The organism is Bacillus sp. NSP9.1, assembly GCF_000465465.2.
Taxonomy (GTDB): Bacteria; Bacillota; Bacilli; order Bacillales; family Bacillaceae; genus Bacillus; species Bacillus sonorensis_A.
In genome coordinates, this window is the sequence record NZ_CP048273.1 from 89,763 (window position 1) to 106,043 (window position 16,281).

17 protein-coding genes are annotated in these 16,281 nt (G+C 44.4%); 12 read left to right on the forward strand and 5 right to left on the reverse strand.

Features of this window, described 5'->3' with window-relative positions; genetic code table 11:
• Nucleotides 1–5: 5 nt before the first annotated feature.
• The 4 genes from recF to dnaA all read right to left on the reverse strand — a co-directional run bounded on the left by recF (nt 6) and on the right by dnaA (nt 4,169).
• Nucleotides 6–1,118 carry a DNA replication/repair protein RecF gene (gene recF / locus M654_RS00520; protein ID WP_026589494.1) on the reverse strand — a complete coding sequence of 371 codons (1,113 nt, stop codon included), beginning with the start codon at nt 1,116–1,118 and terminating at the stop codon, nt 6–8.
• Between the two features lie 15 nt (nt 1,119–1,133).
• Complete coding sequence (gene yaaA / locus M654_RS00525; protein WP_026589493.1) at nt 1,134–1,349, reverse strand: S4 domain-containing protein YaaA; 216 nt, start codon at nt 1,347–1,349, stop codon at nt 1,134–1,136.
• Nucleotides 1,350–1,517: 168 nt separating this feature from the next.
• A complete protein-coding gene (gene dnaN, locus M654_RS00530; RefSeq protein WP_026589492.1) occupies nt 1,518–2,654 on the reverse strand; it encodes a DNA polymerase III subunit beta in 1,137 nt (378 codons plus the stop codon).
• Nucleotides 2,655–2,828: 174 nt separating this feature from the next.
• Entirely contained in the window at nt 2,829–4,169 is a 1,341-nt protein-coding gene (gene dnaA / locus M654_RS00535) for a chromosomal replication initiator protein DnaA (protein ID WP_026589491.1), read from the reverse strand.
• A gap of 638 nt (nt 4,170–4,807) precedes the next feature.
• On the opposite strand from dnaA, the gene rpmH reads away from it, so the two are divergent.
• The 12 genes from rpmH to M654_RS00595 all read left to right on the forward strand — a co-directional run bounded on the left by rpmH (nt 4,808) and on the right by M654_RS00595 (nt 15,526).
• Complete coding sequence (gene rpmH / locus M654_RS00540; RefSeq protein WP_003178075.1) at nt 4,808–4,942, forward strand: 50S ribosomal protein L34; 135 nt, start codon at nt 4,808–4,810, stop codon at nt 4,940–4,942.
• An 85-nt stretch (nt 4,943–5,027) separates the two neighbouring features.
• Nucleotides 5,028–5,387, forward strand: a complete 360-nt coding sequence (gene rnpA, locus M654_RS00545; RefSeq protein WP_026589490.1) for a ribonuclease P protein component — start codon at nt 5,028–5,030, stop codon at nt 5,385–5,387.
• A gap of 158 nt (nt 5,388–5,545) precedes the next feature.
• A complete protein-coding gene (spoIIIJ, locus tag M654_RS00550; protein ID WP_077735872.1) occupies nt 5,546–6,346 on the forward strand; it encodes a YidC family membrane integrase SpoIIIJ in 801 nt (266 codons plus the stop codon).
• A complete protein-coding gene (jag, locus tag M654_RS00555; protein ID WP_026589488.1) occupies nt 6,343–6,966 on the forward strand; it encodes an RNA-binding cell elongation regulator Jag/EloR in 624 nt (207 codons plus the stop codon). The genes spoIIIJ and jag overlap by 4 nt, the downstream gene beginning before the upstream one ends.
• A gap of 333 nt (nt 6,967–7,299) precedes the next feature.
• Nucleotides 7,300–8,679, forward strand: coding sequence for a tRNA uridine-5-carboxymethylaminomethyl(34) synthesis GTPase MnmE (gene mnmE, locus M654_RS00560; protein ID WP_026589487.1), 1,380 nt, complete (start codon nt 7,300–7,302; stop codon nt 8,677–8,679).
• A 16-nt stretch (nt 8,680–8,695) separates the two neighbouring features.
• Complete coding sequence (gene mnmG / locus M654_RS00565) at nt 8,696–10,582, forward strand: tRNA uridine-5-carboxymethylaminomethyl(34) synthesis enzyme MnmG (RefSeq protein WP_026589486.1); 1,887 nt, start codon at nt 8,696–8,698, stop codon at nt 10,580–10,582.
• A 13-nt stretch (nt 10,583–10,595) separates the two neighbouring features.
• Nucleotides 10,596–11,315: a 16S rRNA (guanine(527)-N(7))-methyltransferase RsmG gene (rsmG, locus tag M654_RS00570; protein ID WP_026589485.1), complete on the forward strand. Its 720-nt coding sequence runs from the start codon at nt 10,596–10,598 to the stop codon at nt 11,313–11,315.
• 97 nt (nt 11,316–11,412) lie between these two features.
• Nucleotides 11,413–12,264, forward strand: coding sequence for a nucleoid occlusion protein (gene noc / locus M654_RS00575; protein ID WP_026589484.1), 852 nt, complete (start codon nt 11,413–11,415; stop codon nt 12,262–12,264).
• Between the two features lie 59 nt (nt 12,265–12,323).
• Nucleotides 12,324–13,181, forward strand: coding sequence for an RNA polymerase sigma-70 factor (locus M654_RS00580; protein WP_026589483.1), 858 nt, complete (start codon nt 12,324–12,326; stop codon nt 13,179–13,181).
• Between the two features lie 65 nt (nt 13,182–13,246).
• The gene (locus M654_RS00585; RefSeq protein ID WP_026589482.1) at nt 13,247–13,690 is read left to right on the forward strand and encodes a carboxymuconolactone decarboxylase family protein; all 444 of its coding nucleotides are present in this window, start codon (nt 13,247–13,249) and stop codon (nt 13,688–13,690) included.
• Nucleotides 13,691–13,923: 233 nt separating this feature from the next.
• Entirely contained in the window at nt 13,924–14,685 is a 762-nt protein-coding gene (gene soj, locus M654_RS00590; RefSeq protein ID WP_026589481.1) for a sporulation initiation inhibitor protein Soj, read from the forward strand.
• Nucleotides 14,678–15,526, forward strand: a complete 849-nt coding sequence (locus M654_RS00595) for a ParB/RepB/Spo0J family partition protein (protein ID WP_026589480.1) — start codon at nt 14,678–14,680, stop codon at nt 15,524–15,526. The genes soj and M654_RS00595 overlap by 8 nt, the downstream gene beginning before the upstream one ends.
• A 43-nt stretch (nt 15,527–15,569) precedes the next feature.
• Here the strand turns inward: M654_RS00595 and yyaC are convergent, their stop codons facing one another.
• Entirely contained in the window at nt 15,570–16,187 is a 618-nt protein-coding gene (gene yyaC, locus M654_RS00600) for a spore protease YyaC (protein ID WP_026589479.1), read from the reverse strand.
• Nucleotides 16,188–16,281 lie beyond the last annotated feature (94 nt).

Consider the following 16,281-nt stretch of genomic DNA (forward strand, 5'->3'; position numbering starts at 1 on the left):
TTTTCTCAGTCCAATAGCGTGCCATTTTCTACACGAAAGATAGCTGCTTCATTTAAGGTTTTATGGTCAATTCCATCAACGCTTGTCGTTGTTACGAATGTTTGAACGCGGCCTTGAATGGTGTGGAGCAGGTGGGACTGCCGGTAGTCATCCAGCTCTGATAATACATCATCCAAAAGCAGAATCGGGTATTCCCCAATCTCTTCCTGAATCAAATCGATTTCCGCCAATTTGAGCGACAATGCGGTCGTCCGCTGCTGACCCTGTGAACCGTAAGTCTGCACATCCCGTCCATTGACATAAAAAAGAACATCATCCCTGTGAGGTCCTGAAAGGGATACTCCCCGGTCTATTTCTTTATCTCGCAATTTAGAAAACGCTTCTTGATAACTATTGATCATTTTCGACAAATCAGGCGAATCTGATACGTGAAGAGATGTATGATACTTCAAGGTCAGTTCCTCCAGCCCTCTTGAGATTCCGGAGTGGATGGGCTGCGCCCACTTTTCGAGCTGATCGACAAACTGAAGGCGTTTGATCACAACCTTTGCTGCAAATTCCGCAAGCTGTTCCGTCAGCACGTCAAGCATCGTTTGATCGGTTTGTTTTCGCGTTTGAAGCTGCTTCAAGAAATGATTTCGCTGTGAAAGGATTTTTTGGTAAAGGGAAAGGTCATGAAGATAGACTGGTGATACTTGGCCGATTTCCATATCGAGAAACCTTCTTCTGACCTGAGGGCTTCCTTTTACAAGGTTCAAATCCTCCGGTGCAAACATAATCGTGTTAACAGCCCCGACGTACTGGCTCAGCTTTTGCTGCTCAATATGATTGACCTTGCCTTTTTTTCCTTTTTTGGAAATCACGAGCTGGATGGGAACAGAACCGTTTTTTTTCATGACCCTGCCTTCTATTTTAGCATAGTCTTCATCCCATCGTATGAGTTCTTTGTCATTTGAAGTTCGATGGGATTTTGCCATCGCAAGCACATAGATCGCTTCCATCAAATTTGTTTTGCCCTGGGCGTTTTCTCCAATAATCACGTTCACTTTGTTTTCAAATTGGAGCTCAAGGCGCTCATAGTTACGGTAAGATGATAATGTAAGATTTTGGATATACAATCAATATCACCTGCTTTAGCCGCCGACTTGAAAAGAACCGAACCCTTCAATCGTCACGACATCTCCGACATATAATTTCCGGCCGCGGCGGTTATCGGGCTCACCATTGACAAGCACCTCATATTCCGACAAAAACCATTTTGCCATTCCGCCTGATTGAATGACATCAGCCAATTTCAGAAACTGACCGAGTGTAATCATGTTCGTATCAATAGCCACCGTCTTTGTCATGTTATCGACCTCTTTCATATCACTAATATCTAATTGTACTAAAAAACAGGGAAAGAAGGAAAGGGGAAACTTGCGGCATCAAAAACAGGGCGAGCGAGAACAGCTTTTCTCCCATGAAATAAGAGAAAAGCTGCCGGACATATCCGGCAACTTTCCCCAGTTTTCAAATTAATAGGTCCGGACTGGAAGAATTAACTGAACGATCGAATCATCGTTCGGAGTGCGGATCAGAAAAGGTCTCATCGCGCCTGTGAAGCTGACATGAATGTCCTCTCCTTCAAGAACTTTCAAGGCATCCAGCATATACTTCGGACTAAACGATATTTTTAAGTCTTCCCCTTCAATTTGCTCGGCATTCACCGTTTCGACAACCTTTCCGATTTCCGGAGAGTTTGAAGAGATTTCGATGGACTCATTGGCGGACGCGGAAAGTTTCACCACGTTATTCCTTCCTTCTCTCGCCAAGAGCGATGCTCTGTCGATCGCCTGGAGGAATTCCTTCGTATTGACCACAAGGTTTGTTTTACTTTCCTGCGGAATCAGGCGGTTTGTATCTGGATAATTTCCGTCAAGCAGCCTTGAGAAGAACAGCACGTTTTTCGTCTTAAACAGCACTTGTGTTTCAGTGATGACGATGTCGACAAGCTCCTGGTGATCATCGAGAATCTTGCTCAGCTCGGTCAAGCTTTTTCCCGGAATGACGACATTGTATGAACTGTCTTCACTGATATCGAGCTTCGCTTTTCTAAGTGCGAGACGGTGGCTATCCGTCGCAGTGCATATTAATTCACCGTCGGCAACGGTCCAGTTTACACCTGTCAAGATTGGGCGTGTTTCTGAGGTGGACACTGCAAAAACCGTTTGTCTGATCAAATTTTTTAGCAGGTCAGTCGGAATTTGAAAAGCATGGTGCTCCTCGATTTGCGGTAAAAGCGGATATTCGCTCGCATCCAGGCCGTTTAAGTTAAATTCCGCTTTTCCTGAACGGATGATCGTCAAATATTGATTTTGGACCTCGATTTCCACCGTTGACATTGGGAGTTTTTTAACGATTTCGCTGAAAAAACGCGCTTGAAGAACGATGCTTCCCGGCTGTTCGATTGTGACGATTTCCAAATCTCCGTCTTCTTTAGGGATGAACGATTCGATCGAGATATCCGAGTCGCTTCCTGTAAGGGAAACCCCTTCATCAGAGGCAACGATTTTAATACCGGTTAAAATCGGGATCGTTGTTCTTGAAGAAACGGCCTTTAACACATCTTGGACACTTTCGACTAAACGGTCTTTTTGAATTGTAAATTTCATAATCATCCTCCTTACGGAATCTATAATTATTATGTTTTTAAAAAATAGCAGAAGTACTAGTAGGGGCTGTGGATTTGTGGATAAGTGTTAAAAACGAACGGAAACACAGCCTATCCACATGTGGACAGACTGTGTAAGACCATGTTTGAGTTATTCACACTTTCCCACAGAACATTATCTGAGCTGCTCTTTAATTTCTTTAATCTGCTGCTGAAGCTGTTCATCCTCGTTCAGCAGTTTCGATATTTTTTCATGGGCATGGATGACCGTCGTATGGTCGCGCCCGCCAAATTCTTCGCCGATTTTAGGAAGCGAGGAATCTGTCATTTCTCTTGATAGATACATAGCGATCTGCCGCGGAAATGCCACGGATTTTGTCCGTTTTTTCGCCTTGAAATCTTCCAGCTTAATATTAAACTGCTGGCCGACAACCCTCTGAATGTCTTTGATCGTGATGACCTTCGGCTTTGAGGAAGGAATAATATCTTTCAAAGCTTCGGCAGCCAAATCGGCATTGATGTCTTTATTGATCAAAGAAGAGTATGCGACAACCCGGATTAAAGCCCCTTCAAGCTCTCTGATATTGCTGTCGATCTGATTGGCAATATAAAGCATGACTTCATTTGGGATGTCAAGTCCTTCTGCTTTCGCTTTCTTTCTTAAAATGGCGATTCTCGTTTCCAGGTCAGGAGGCGTAATATCTGTGATTAGTCCCCATTCAAAACGGGATCGCAAACGGTCTTCAAGCGTTGGGATCTCTTTAGGCGGCCGATCGCTCGAAATCACGATTTGCTTCGTTTCTTCATGCAGCGTATTGAACGTATGGAAAAATTCCTCTTGCGTCTGTTCTTTTCCAGCTAAAAACTGAATATCATCTATCAAAAGAACGTCGACATTTCTGTAGCGATTGCGAAAATCGACAGCCTTATTGTCACGAATCGAGTTGATAAATTCATTTGTGAATTTTTCAGAAGACAAATAGACGACTTTTGCAGACGGATTATGATCGATGACATAATGGCCGATCGCATGCATCAAGTGCGTTTTTCCAAGTCCGACTCCCCCATATATAAACAGCGGATTGTACGCTTTCGCAGGCGCTTCAGCAACCGCTAAAGACGCGGCGTGGGCAAATCGGTTTCCTGAACCGATAACGAAAGTGTCGAATGTGTATTTGGGATTCAGCATATTTTGCGGAAAGTCGGCAGGTTCTTCTTTCGACATTTTTTTGATAGGAGACTTTGGCATGAATTCTTCTTCATTTTGATTCTGAGGAATGACAAATTTGATGTTCAATTCTTCTCCGGTCAGATCGTAGATCGTCTCGGCAATCAAGTGAAGATAACGCGACTCGAGCCAGTCTCTTGCAAACTCGTTCGGAGCGGTGATGATCAGCGTGTCCCCCTGTAAGGAATGAGCCTTTGTCGACTTCATCCATGTTTCGAAACTGGGCTTGCTCAATTTCTTTTCGATCTGCCCAAGGGCTTGACTCCAAAGATCCGAAATGTTTTTCATAATGGCGGTTCGTCCCTCCTTTTCCGGCGGTATTTGCTCGTTCAGACTGTTATAGAACACAAAAAAAGAGCAAATGGATGGCTCCATTCGTGAATGAAATGTTGAAAACATATAATATAGTAGAAAAACGTCTTTTCGACACCATTCACAAGATGTGGACAATTTCCTTCACACCCTGTGAAAAATCTTTCCACAAGTTATCCACAGCTTGTGGATAATGGTATAGCAGCCAATTTGTTATCAAGAGTTAAAACACAAATATAATATCAGAATAAGCGAGACGTTGCAATGGTTGACAGGAACTTATCCACACTCTATACAAACTGTTGAAAAAAGTTTGTCCACAAGGGTTAGTTTTGTGAAGATGTTGTCGATAATGGTTGTGGATAGAAAAAATAAGGCGAAAGATATCCACATCGGTTATTTTTCGATGATCAAGTCGACATTTCCCGCTTCCAAAAAAATCTTTTAAGCTAAAAATGAGGAAAAATGAAAATAAGCTTTCGGAGTCGATCTATCTGTGTTATCCTATTATGGTGCAAAAAGAAATGTATGAGTGAAGTTGACAATGAACTGCTCATCCAAATATAATAAATTAGACTGTCTTTAACAGCTATTCCTCGAGGGAGGTGTCATACATGAAAAGAACATTTCAACCAAATAACCGTAAGCGCAGCAAAGTTCATGGCTTTCGCAGCCGCATGAGTTCTAAAAATGGACGTCTTGTATTAGCACGTCGCCGCCGCAAAGGAAGAAAAGTATTATCAGCTTAGGCCACTGAATAATGTCAGTGGTCTTTTTTACATAAAGGAATGACCAGGCCTTTTTTGCCAGCTTGTTATCGGAGTGAAGGAAGAGATGAAAAAGCGAAATCGATTAAAAAAAAATGAAGATTTTCAAAAGGTATTTAAAAAAGGCAAATCGATGGCAAACCGGCAGTATGTTTTATATGTGCTTCACCAGCCTGAAGCGAAGGAGTTTCGGGTCGGGCTGTCGGTCAGCAAAAAAATCGGGAACGCCGTTGTGCGCAACCGGGTAAAACGGCTGATTCGCCAGGTCATCCAAGAAGAGCGGGATCAATTAAAACAGGAAAATGACTATATCATTATTGCGAGAAAACCCGCTGCTGATTTGACATATGAAGAAACAAAGAAAAGTCTGCAGCATCTTTTCAGAAAGTCATTTGTGTACCGAAAACAATCGAATAAGCCATCATAACCCGATTATATAAGGAGACATTTTTAAGCGCTTCCTTTTGGTTGAAAAATGTCGGCGCCCATTTTAGGGGGAAAGATGATAAAATACGAGAAAGTATGTCTTTTTAATGTTCATAACCGAATGAAAAAAACGGTTGAAGAATGAAGATTTAGGAGGAAATGTTGTTGAAGAGGCGAATTTTATTATTATTCAGTATGATCGGCGTTCTCGTGCTGTTAGCTGGATGTACGCAAATCAACCAGCCGATCACTGCAGAGAGTGAAGGATTTTGGAACAGCTACATCGTTTATCCTTTGTCACAGCTGATTACGTATGTTGCCAATTTGATGAATGAAAATTTCGGGCTTGCAATTATCATCGTCACGCTCTTAATCAGACTTTTGATTTTGCCGCTGATGATCAAGCAGACGAGAAGCTCAAAAGCGATGCAGGCGCTGCAGCCTGAAATGCAAAAACTTCGCGAGAAATACAGCTCAAAAGATCAGAAAACACAGCAAAAACTTCAGCAGGAAACGATGGCTCTCATGCAGAAGCACGGCGTGAACCCGCTTGCGGGATGTTTCCCTATTTTAATTCAAATGCCGATCTTAATCGGATTCTATCATGCCATTATGAGAACGCGGGAGATCGCAGAGCACAGCTTTTTATGGTTTGACCTGGGAGAGCGTGATCCATATTTCATCCTGCCGATTCTGGCGGGGGTGTTCACTTTCATTCAGCAAAAGCTGATGATGGCCGGAAACGCTCAGCAAAATCCGCAAATGGCGATGATGCTTTGGCTGATGCCGATTATGATCGTCATATTTGCCATTAATTTCCCGGCGGCTCTTTCTCTGTATTGGGTAGTCGGAAACTTGTTTATGATTGCTCAAACCTTCTTTATCAAAGGACCTGATTTGAAGGCGGAGAGGCAGGAAGCGACAGCCGGAGGAAAAAAATCCGGAGGGAAGAAAAAGTGAAGGAACTGACTGCTACTGGACGTACCGTCGATGAAGCAGTGCAATCCGGGCTTAAACAGCTGGAACTCCAAGCAGACGATGCTGAAATCGCCATAATCGATGAAGGCAAAAAGGGATTATTCGGCATTTTCGGACATCAGCCTGCAGTTGTCAAAATTCGAGAAAAAATAGATCCTGTAAAAGAAGCGAAACAGTATTTGGAAAATGTTGTGAAGAACATGGGGATAGAAGCGCAGGTGACGGCGACAGTTGAGCCGAAAAAGGTCACCTTCCTGTTAAAAGGTGACAAAACGGCGCTTTTGATCGGAAAAAGAGGACAAACGTTAAACGCTCTTGAAACGTTGACACAGCTTGTCATCAACCGGCACTCCGACCGCTATATTCATGTGGTAGTCGATGCTGAAGGGTACCGTGCAAAGCGGAAGGAAACCTTGGCGCAGCTGGCCATGAAGCTGGCCGATCAGGCGAGAAGGCAGAAAAAAGACATTCATCTTGAACCGATGCCTTCCAGTGAGCGCAAAGTGATCCATGACACGCTTTCGGGCTATTCCAGTGAAATTGAAACGTATTCAACCGGTGAAGATCATAACCGTCACCTCGTCATCTCATATAAAAAATAACATGAAAACCGAAGTTCTGAAAAACGGGACTTCGGTTTTTTGTATTGTCAAAAATGATTTATGCTGCGCCTGTCGGTTTAAGTTCCTTATTTTTAGGTGTAAGCTGTTGATGAAAAACAAATTTAATTGTTATTCACATGTGGATAAGTTAAAGTAAGTAATGGTGGCTTTCTGCAGTTGTGGATAACGATTCAAGTCACTTTCACTTCAATTGAAACTATGTTATCTTTAAATTTTGATTACAATAAAAGTTTTTATCCATTTATGATGTTTGGAAGATGATCCGTCAAATGGGGATAATAGATAAAGGAATGAAAAAGAGAGGTGAAAGCCATGGATACAATCGCTGCGATTTCAACGCCGATGGGTGAAGGAGCGATTGCGATCGTACGGATGAGCGGCCCTGAAGCGATTTCGATTGCCGATAAAGTATATCAAGGCCCGAGCGGAAAACGTTTGCGCTCTGTTGATTCACATACCATTAATTACGGCCATATTGTCGATCCGGAAACGGAAAAGGTCGTTGAAGAAGTCATGGTTTCCGTATTAAAAGCGCCGAAAACTTTCACAAGAGAAGATATCGTGGAAATCAACTGCCACGGCGGAATCGTGACGGTCAATCAAGTGCTCCAGCTTGTCTTAAGAGAAGGAGCGAGACTTGCAGAGCCTGGAGAATTTACGAAAAGAGCCTTTTTAAACGGAAGAATCGACCTTTCCCAGGCTGAGGCTGTTATGGATCTGATCAGAGCCAAGACGGACCGCGCGATGAATGTCGCCATGAATCAGATGGAAGGAAGGCTTTCTTCACTGATCAAACGATTGAGAGCCGAGATTCTTGAGACATTGGCGCATGTTGAAGTAAATATTGACTACCCGGAATACGATGATGTTGAAGAAATGACGCACAACATGCTGATTGAAAAGGCGACAAAAGTCAAAAAAGAGATCGAAGCGCTCCTTACGACATCAGAACAGGGTAAAATATTAAGAGAAGGCATTTCAACGGTGATTATCGGGCGGCCGAATGTCGGCAAATCATCGCTGTTAAACAGCCTCGTCCATGAAACGAAGGCCATTGTAACGGACATCCCCGGTACGACGAGGGATGTCATTGAAGAATACGTGAATGTCAGAGGCGTGCCTCTGCGTCTTGTTGATACAGCGGGAATCCGTGAGACAGAGGATATCGTCGAGCGCATCGGTGTCGAACGCTCCAGACAGGTGTTAAAAGAAGCGGATCTGATCCTGCTCGTCCTCAATTACAGCGAGCCTTTGTCAGAAGAAGATGTCAAGCTTTTCGAAGCGACGAAGGGGATGGATTTGATCGTCATCGTCAATAAAACCGACCTCGAGCAACAGCTCGATCTCGACCGTGTCGCGGAATTGGCAAGCGGCCGTCCTGTCGTCACGACGTCGCTGTTGAAAGAAGAAGGAATTGACGAGCTTGAGGAAGCGATTCAATCGCTGTTTTTTACGGGGGCGATCGAGAGCGGCGACTTGACATATGTCAGCAACACAAGGCACATCTCGCTTTTGCATGAGGCAAAGCGCGCCATTACCGACGCACTTGAGGGAATTGAAAACGATGTCCCGATTGATATGGTGCAAATCGATTTAACAAAATGTTGGGAAGTACTAGGGGAGATCATTGGCGACGCTGTACACGAAAGCCTGATCGACCAGCTCTTTTCCCAATTTTGCTTAGGAAAATAAAGGAGGAACAAAGCATATGGGCTATGTAGCAGGCCAATATGATGTTATTGTCGTCGGCGCCGGACACGCCGGTGTTGAAGCGGCGCTGGCATCAGCCAGACAAGGCGCCAAAACGCTTGTCTTAACCATCAACCTTGATATGGTTGCTTTCATGCCGTGTAATCCGTCTGTCGGCGGCCCCGCGAAAGGGATTGTCGTCCGCGAAATCGACGCGTTGGGCGGAGAAATGGCTAAAAATATTGACAAAACCCACATTCAAATGAGGCTGTTAAATACGGGGAAAGGCCCGGCCGTAAGAGCCCTTCGTGCACAGGCCGACAAATTCCAATACCAGCATGAAATGAAAAAAACGCTTGAAAACGAACCGAATTTGACATTGCTGCAAGGGATGGCTGAACGCCTTTTGATTGAAGACGGCGAATGCCGCGGGATTATCACCCAAACCGGTGCGGAATACCGTTCCAAAACGGTTGTCCTGACGACAGGGACATTTTTGCGGGGAAAAATTATTCTCGGCGACCTGTCTTATTCAAGCGGACCGAACAACCAACAGCCCTCTATTAAGCTGTCTGAACATCTCGAAGAGCTCGGATTTGACCTAGTCCGCTTTAAAACAGGCACACCGCCGCGGGTTAACAGCCATTCAATCGACTACAGCAAAACGGAAATCCAGCCTGGTGATGAAGTGCCGCGGGCCTTTTCCTATGAGACGGTCGAATACATTACAGACCAGCTGCCTTGCTGGCTGACGTATACGAGCCCGGAAACACATGAGATCATCGATAACAATCTGCACCGTTCACCGATGTATTCCGGAATGATCAAAGGAACGGGGCCGAGATACTGCCCGTCCATTGAAGACAAAGTCGTCCGCTTTAACGACAAACCGAGACACCAAATCTTTCTCGAGCCGGAAGGACGCAACACACAGGAAGTCTATGTCCAGGGATTGTCAACAAGCCTTCCTGAAGATGTACAGAAAAAAATGCTGTCAACCATACCGGGACTTGAAAACGTGCAGATGATGCGTGCCGGGTATGCGATTGAATATGATGCGATCGTACCGACACAGCTTTGGCCGACACTGGAAACGAAAAAAATACCGGGACTGTTCACCGCGGGACAAATCAACGGCACGTCAGGATATGAAGAGGCGGCCGGACAGGGAATCATGGCCGGCATTAATGCGGGCCGCAAAGCGCTTGGCAAAGAGGAAGTCATTCTCAGCCGCTCTGATGCCTATATCGGCGTGCTGATTGACGACCTTGTCACCAAGGGAACGAACGAACCATACCGGCTGTTGACTTCCCGCGCGGAATACCGCCTGCTTCTGCGTCATGACAACGCCGACCTGCGCCTGACGGAGATCGGCTATAAAGTCGGTCTGATTTCTGAAGAGAGATATCAAAAGTTTCAGGAGAAAAAAGCGGCCATTGAAGCAGAGAAAAAACGCCTGCATTCTGTTATTATCAAACCGTCCAAGGAAAATCAGGAATACATTCGCTCACTTGGCGGAAGCGAGCTGAAGGACGGCATCCGCGCCACCGATCTCATCAAGCGGCCGGAAATGAATTACGAAACCGTTACAGCGCTTGCACCGGCGGAAGAAAAAGTCCCCGCCGACGTGGCCGAACAGGTTGAAATTCAAATTAAGTATGAAGGTTATATTGAAAAATCCTTACAGCAGGTCGAAAAGCTGAAGAAAATGGAGAACAAAAAGATTCCTGACAGAATCGACTATGATGCGATTAAAGGCATTGCGACCGAAGCGCGTCAAAAGCTAAAAGAGGTCAGACCGCTGTCAGTTGCACAAGCCTCAAGGATTTCCGGTGTAAACCCTGCTGATATTTCGATTCTGCTTGTTTACCTTGAACAGGGCCGGATCGCCAAGGTTGCGGAATAGAAAGGATGACGGCATGAACATTGAGCAATTTACAGCCAGCCTGAAGGAGAAAGGCATCTCCCTTTCCCCCTTCCAGCTGGAGCAGTTTGAAACCTATTATGAATGGCTTGTTGAATGGAATGAGAAGATGAACTTAACGTCCATTACTGCGAAAAAAGAAGTGTACTTAAAGCATTTTTACGACTCGATCACCGCTTCTTTTTATGTTGATTTCAACAAGCTGGACAGTTTGTGTGACGTTGGGGCGGGCGCCGGGTTTCCCAGCCTTCCGATCAAGATCTGTTTTCCTCACCTTCACGTGACAATCGTCGATTCATTAAACAAGCGTATTCAATTTTTAAACGAGCTTTCCGCTGCTTTAAAATTGGAAAACACAGCTTTTTACCATGACCGTGCGGAAACATTCGGGAGATTGAAAGACAAGCGGGAAAGCTTTGACATTGTAACAGCCAGGGCGGTCGCACGGCTTTCCGTTCTCAGTGAGCTTTGCCTGCCGCTCGTCAAGAAAAACGGTTTATTCGTAGCCTTAAAAGCGGCTTCCGCCGAAGAGGAAATAAAGACGGGCAAAAAAGCCATAAAAGCGCTGGGCGGCCAAATTGAAGCCGTACATTCCTTTCAGCTGCCGATCGAAGAAAGCGACAGAAACATCATTGTCATTAAAAAACAGTCGCAGACACCGAAGAAATTTCCAAGAAAACCTGGAACACCTAATAAATCTCCTATTGAAGGTTAAAATATTCGTTTTCTTCAAAATTCGCGGTGACACAGAAGGAAAATTCATGAGAAAATAGAATTATAAAAATGGCAGTGTTTAAAGGTGGTGTAGGTACATGAAGCATTCATTCTCTCGTCTCTTCGGCATTGGTGAGAAGGAAGAAGAAGCAGAGATTAATGAACATGATACGAATAAAGAAGAAATTCAAGATATACCAGTAGGCGATATTATTCCTAACCGTTTTCAGCCGCGCACCATTTTCTCTGAAGAAAAAATTCAAGAATTAGCCGCAACCATTCATACACACGGCATCATTCAGCCGATTGTCGTCAGAAAAACAGAGCGTGAAGGACAATATGAACTGATTGCAGGAGAGCGGCGTTGGCGGGCGGTTCAAACGCTCAATTGGGAGAAGGTTCCCGCCATTATCAAAGATTTTTCAGATACAGAGACGGCTTCTGTCGCACTGATTGAAAACCTCCAACGGGAGGAATTGTCTTCGATTGAAGAAGCGCATGCATATGCAAGGCTGCTTGAGCTTCATGACTTGACCCAGGAAGCCCTCGCACAAAGGCTGGGCAAAGGGCAGTCCACGATCGCCAACAAACTCAGGCTGTTAAAGCTTCCGGAAGAGGTTCAGGAAGCGATTTTAAAAAAAGAAATTTCCGAGCGTCACGCCAGAGCGCTCATCCCGTTAAAACAGCCCGAACTCCAGGTTAAGCTGTTAAGCGAGGTCATTGAAAAGAATTTAAATGTTAAACAAACCGAAGACCGTGTCGTCAAAATGCTTGAACAGGGCAAACGAAAGCCTAAGCCAAAGAGAAAAGCGTTCAGCAGAGACGCGAGAATCGCGATGAATACGATCCGCCAGTCCCTGTCAATGGTCGAAGACAGCGGCGTCAAACTGAATACAGAAGAAGAGGAATTTGAAGAATACATTCAGTTTACGATCAGGATACCGAAATAAAAGCTCTAAAGGGAGCTTTTATTTTTTTTTGGAAGAAAATATCCAGAAAGGGAGCAGCTATGGAATATTATCAAAAATATCGTTCATTGCTACTATCAATTGCTTATCGGATGATTGGAACATTTCAAGATGCCGAGGATATGGTGCATGATTTATTCGCTGACCTGCAGGAGAAAGATATCAGTCAAATGGATCATGTTCAGTCCTATTTGACAAAATCGATCACAAACCGCTGCATTAATTTTTTGAACTCAGCCCGGAACAAACGGGAAATGTATGTCGGAGAGTGGCTTCCTGAACCGCAGGTGACACTCTCTGAGGAGAACCCGGCTGTATTCATTGAAAAAGAAGAAATGGTTTCCTATGCGTTCATGGTGATGATGAGCCGGCTCAATCCTGTAGAAAGGGCGGTGTTCATGTTCAGGGATGTGTTTGGCTATCAGTATAAGGAAATATCGTCCATTATTGAAAAATCGGAAGCGAGCTGCCGGAAAATCTACAGCCGGCTGAAACATAAATTGGGCGGAGAAGTCTCTGTTTTATCCAAACCGAATAAAGAACAGGAGCTGGCAGAGCTGTTTATCCATTCAGCAAAAACAGGGAATTTTGCAGAGTTTTCAAGAAGAGTGGCAGAAGAGGCGATATTATTTACGGACGGCGGCGGAAAAGTGCGCAGCGCCTTAAGACCAATCTATGGCAGAAGTCGAATCTCTGCTTTCTTTACGGGAGTGGTCAAAAAAGGGAGCTTTTCAGGCCGTTTTATTTCCGCCGATATCAATGGACAAAACGGTGTGCTGATCACACGGAACAACCACCCGGTTTACGCTCTATGTTTTGCCTGGGATCCTGAAGGGCATGCTGTCAAACATATTTATATCGTTTCCAATCCGGATAAACTAAAACGCATCATAATATAGTGTTTTTTGTCACAAACCGAACGCCTCATTTGTTATATAAATGAATCAGCAAAGGAGGAATTGATATGGAAACGAGATTTTTAATGGAAAAAGTAAATCCGGCGGGCTATGCCGGTATGGTTGAGCTTGAAAAAGCACAGGCCTCTTCAAGCCTTGATCCGGTGTTAAAAGAGCTTATCAAAATCCGCGCGTCACAATTAAACGGGTGCGCCTTCTGTCTGAATATGCATACGAAGGATGCGCGGCAAAACGGAGAGTCAGAACAGAGGATATACGCTCTCAACGCTTGGCGTGAAGCCCCTTTTTACACGGAAAAGGAGCGGGCCGTATTAGCCTTGACCGAAGCTGTAACAACAATTGCAGATGCCGGGCTGCCGGATGATATCTACAACGAAGTAAGGGCTCATTTCAGCGAAAGCGAAACGGCTGAAATTATCATGGCGGTCGTGACGATCAATGCTTGGAACCGCATCGCCATTGCCACCCGGAAGATGCCTGCAGCCGATTAAGCGACAGCCCCTGAAGCATGAGATGTTTCAGGGGTTTTTTTATCCTTTTTTAATTATACTAAAATAATTTTTATATTATTTTCATTTCGTCAAAATTCCCTTTTATTTTACATGGATGTCAACATATGCAGAATAGACAAAACAAAAATTACAAAAAAAGCAAACGTCTGATTCTTTTTTTGTTAAAATAGAGAAATGAGAGAAACTTGTTCAATGTGAAAGTAGGTGACATTGTGGGGAAAATTATTGCGATCACAAACCAAAAAGGGGGCGTTGGCAAAACAACAACCTCTGTTAACCTCGGAGCTTGCTTGGCTTATATCGGGAAAAGGGTTTTGCTAGTCGACATAGACCCGCAAGGAAACGCAACAAGCGGAATCGGCGTAGAAAAAGCTGATGTCGATCACTGTGTGTACGATATATTAGTAGATGATGCAGATGTCAAAGATGTCATCAAAACAACATCTGTAGAAAACTTGGATGTCATTCCTGCAACGATTCAGCTTGCAGGTGCAGAAATTGAACTGGTTCCGACCATTTCCCGGGAAGTGCGATTAAAGCGGGCTTTGGAATCCGTCAAACAAAATTATGATTTTATGATCATTGACTGTCCTCCTTCACTTGGATTGCTGACAATCAATGCACTGACGGCTTCAGATTCTGTCGTGATCCCTGTTCAATGTGAGTATTACGCTTTAGAAGGATTGAGCCAGCTGCTTAATTCGGTGCGGCTCGTCCAAAAACATTTAAATACCGATCTCATGATTGACGGCGTATTGCTGACAATGCTCGATGCAAGAACAAATTTAGGCATACAGGTCATTGAAGAAGTGAAAAAGTATTTCCGCGATAAAGTATACAAAACGGTGATTCCTCGGAACGTCAGACTTAGTGAAGCACCGAGTCATGGAAAGCCGATTATTTTATATGATCCGCGTTCCAGGGGAGCGGAAGTCTATTTAGATTTAGCAAAGGAAGTGGCTGCGAATGCCTAAAGGTCTCGGAAAAGGGATTAATGCACTGTTTTCAAATGTTGATTTATCCGAAGAGACGGTTGAGGAAATCAAGCTGCACGATTTGCGGCCCAATCCTTATCAGCCAAGAAAAACGTTTGATGACCAATCGTTAAAAGATTTAAAGGAGTCCATTTTACAGCATGGAGTATTGCAGCCCATTATCGTTCGAAAGTCTATCAAAGGCTATGACATTGTAGCCGGAGAACGCCGCTTTCGAGCTGCTGAAAAAGCCGGTTTAGAAACGATTCCTGCGATTGTCCGAGAGCTGTCAGAATCCCTGATGATGGAGATTGCCCTACTGGAAAATCTTCAGCGTGAAGACCTGTCTCCGCTTGAGGAAGCCAAAGCGTACGAATCTTTGCTAAAACATCTTGATATGACACAAGAACAGCTGGCGAAAAGGCTTGGAAAAAGCCGACCTCACATCGCCAACCATTTGCGATTGCTGACGCTGCCTGAAAAGGTTCAGAAGTTAATTGACAACGGTACATTATCAATGGGGCATGGACGAACGTTACTGGGGCTGAAAAATAAGAAAAAGCTCGAGCCATTGGTTCAAAAGGTTGTATCGGAACAGCTGAACGTCCGTCAGCTTGAAAAGTTGGTTCAACAGCTGAATGCTGATGTTCCACGTGAAACAAAGAAGCCGAAACAAGCAAAAGATGCCGTCATTAAAGAGCGGGAGTCATACTTGCAAAATTACTTTGGAACACCTGTCACCATTAAAAAGCAAAAGAAAAAGGGCCGAATTGAAATCGAATTTTATTCAAATGAAGATTTGGACCGCATTCTTGAACTTTTATCAGAAAAAGAGTCATAAAGTGCAAAAACCATCTGAATGGATACAGATGGTTTTTTTCGTGTTACATTCTTCCTGTCATCCGCTGAATCGGTGTGACATGGCGCTGATGCCACCCTCCTGCTTTCTCCAGATGTGATAAACCTTCGGCGAGAACAGTTGCCATACTCATGACAAGATTGAGACGGGTATTTTGCAAAACAAAATACTCCATAAAACCGCTGACATTGACTATCCCGTTGATGTGTATATCGCCGACTTCCGGCAAGCTTTTTTGGACGCCGGCTCCGGGCTTTAAAGGTCCTTTGCCGATTTGAAAAGAACCGACGCTTTTTGTCCGTCCCAGACAAGCATCAATGGCGATGATATAAGGGTTGTCATGCTCCAGGTAAATGTTCTCCAGCTTCTCATTTAAGTTGACGGCATGAACCGGATCAGCCAGTGTTCCATAAACGTGAAAACGAGCCGGCTGTTTGGCGGCAAGCTTCATGCCAACGAGAGGACCGAGAGAATCACCTGTTGAGCGGTCTGTGCCGATACAAACGACGACAATGGGCCGTCCGGCTGCCTCTTTTAAATAAACGCTAAGAACTTTCTCAATTTGTTTTACTGCCAACGGATCTGAATGAGAGATGTATTCTTTTATCGGTTCTTGAGAGAAAATCCCGCCTTTGCGATTCATAGGTTCACATCCTTGTCATCGTGGTAACAGCATTGCTTTGGTGTGTTTTTTAGTAATCAATGGTTGTTTACAGTATATCCAGCAGTCTCTTTTT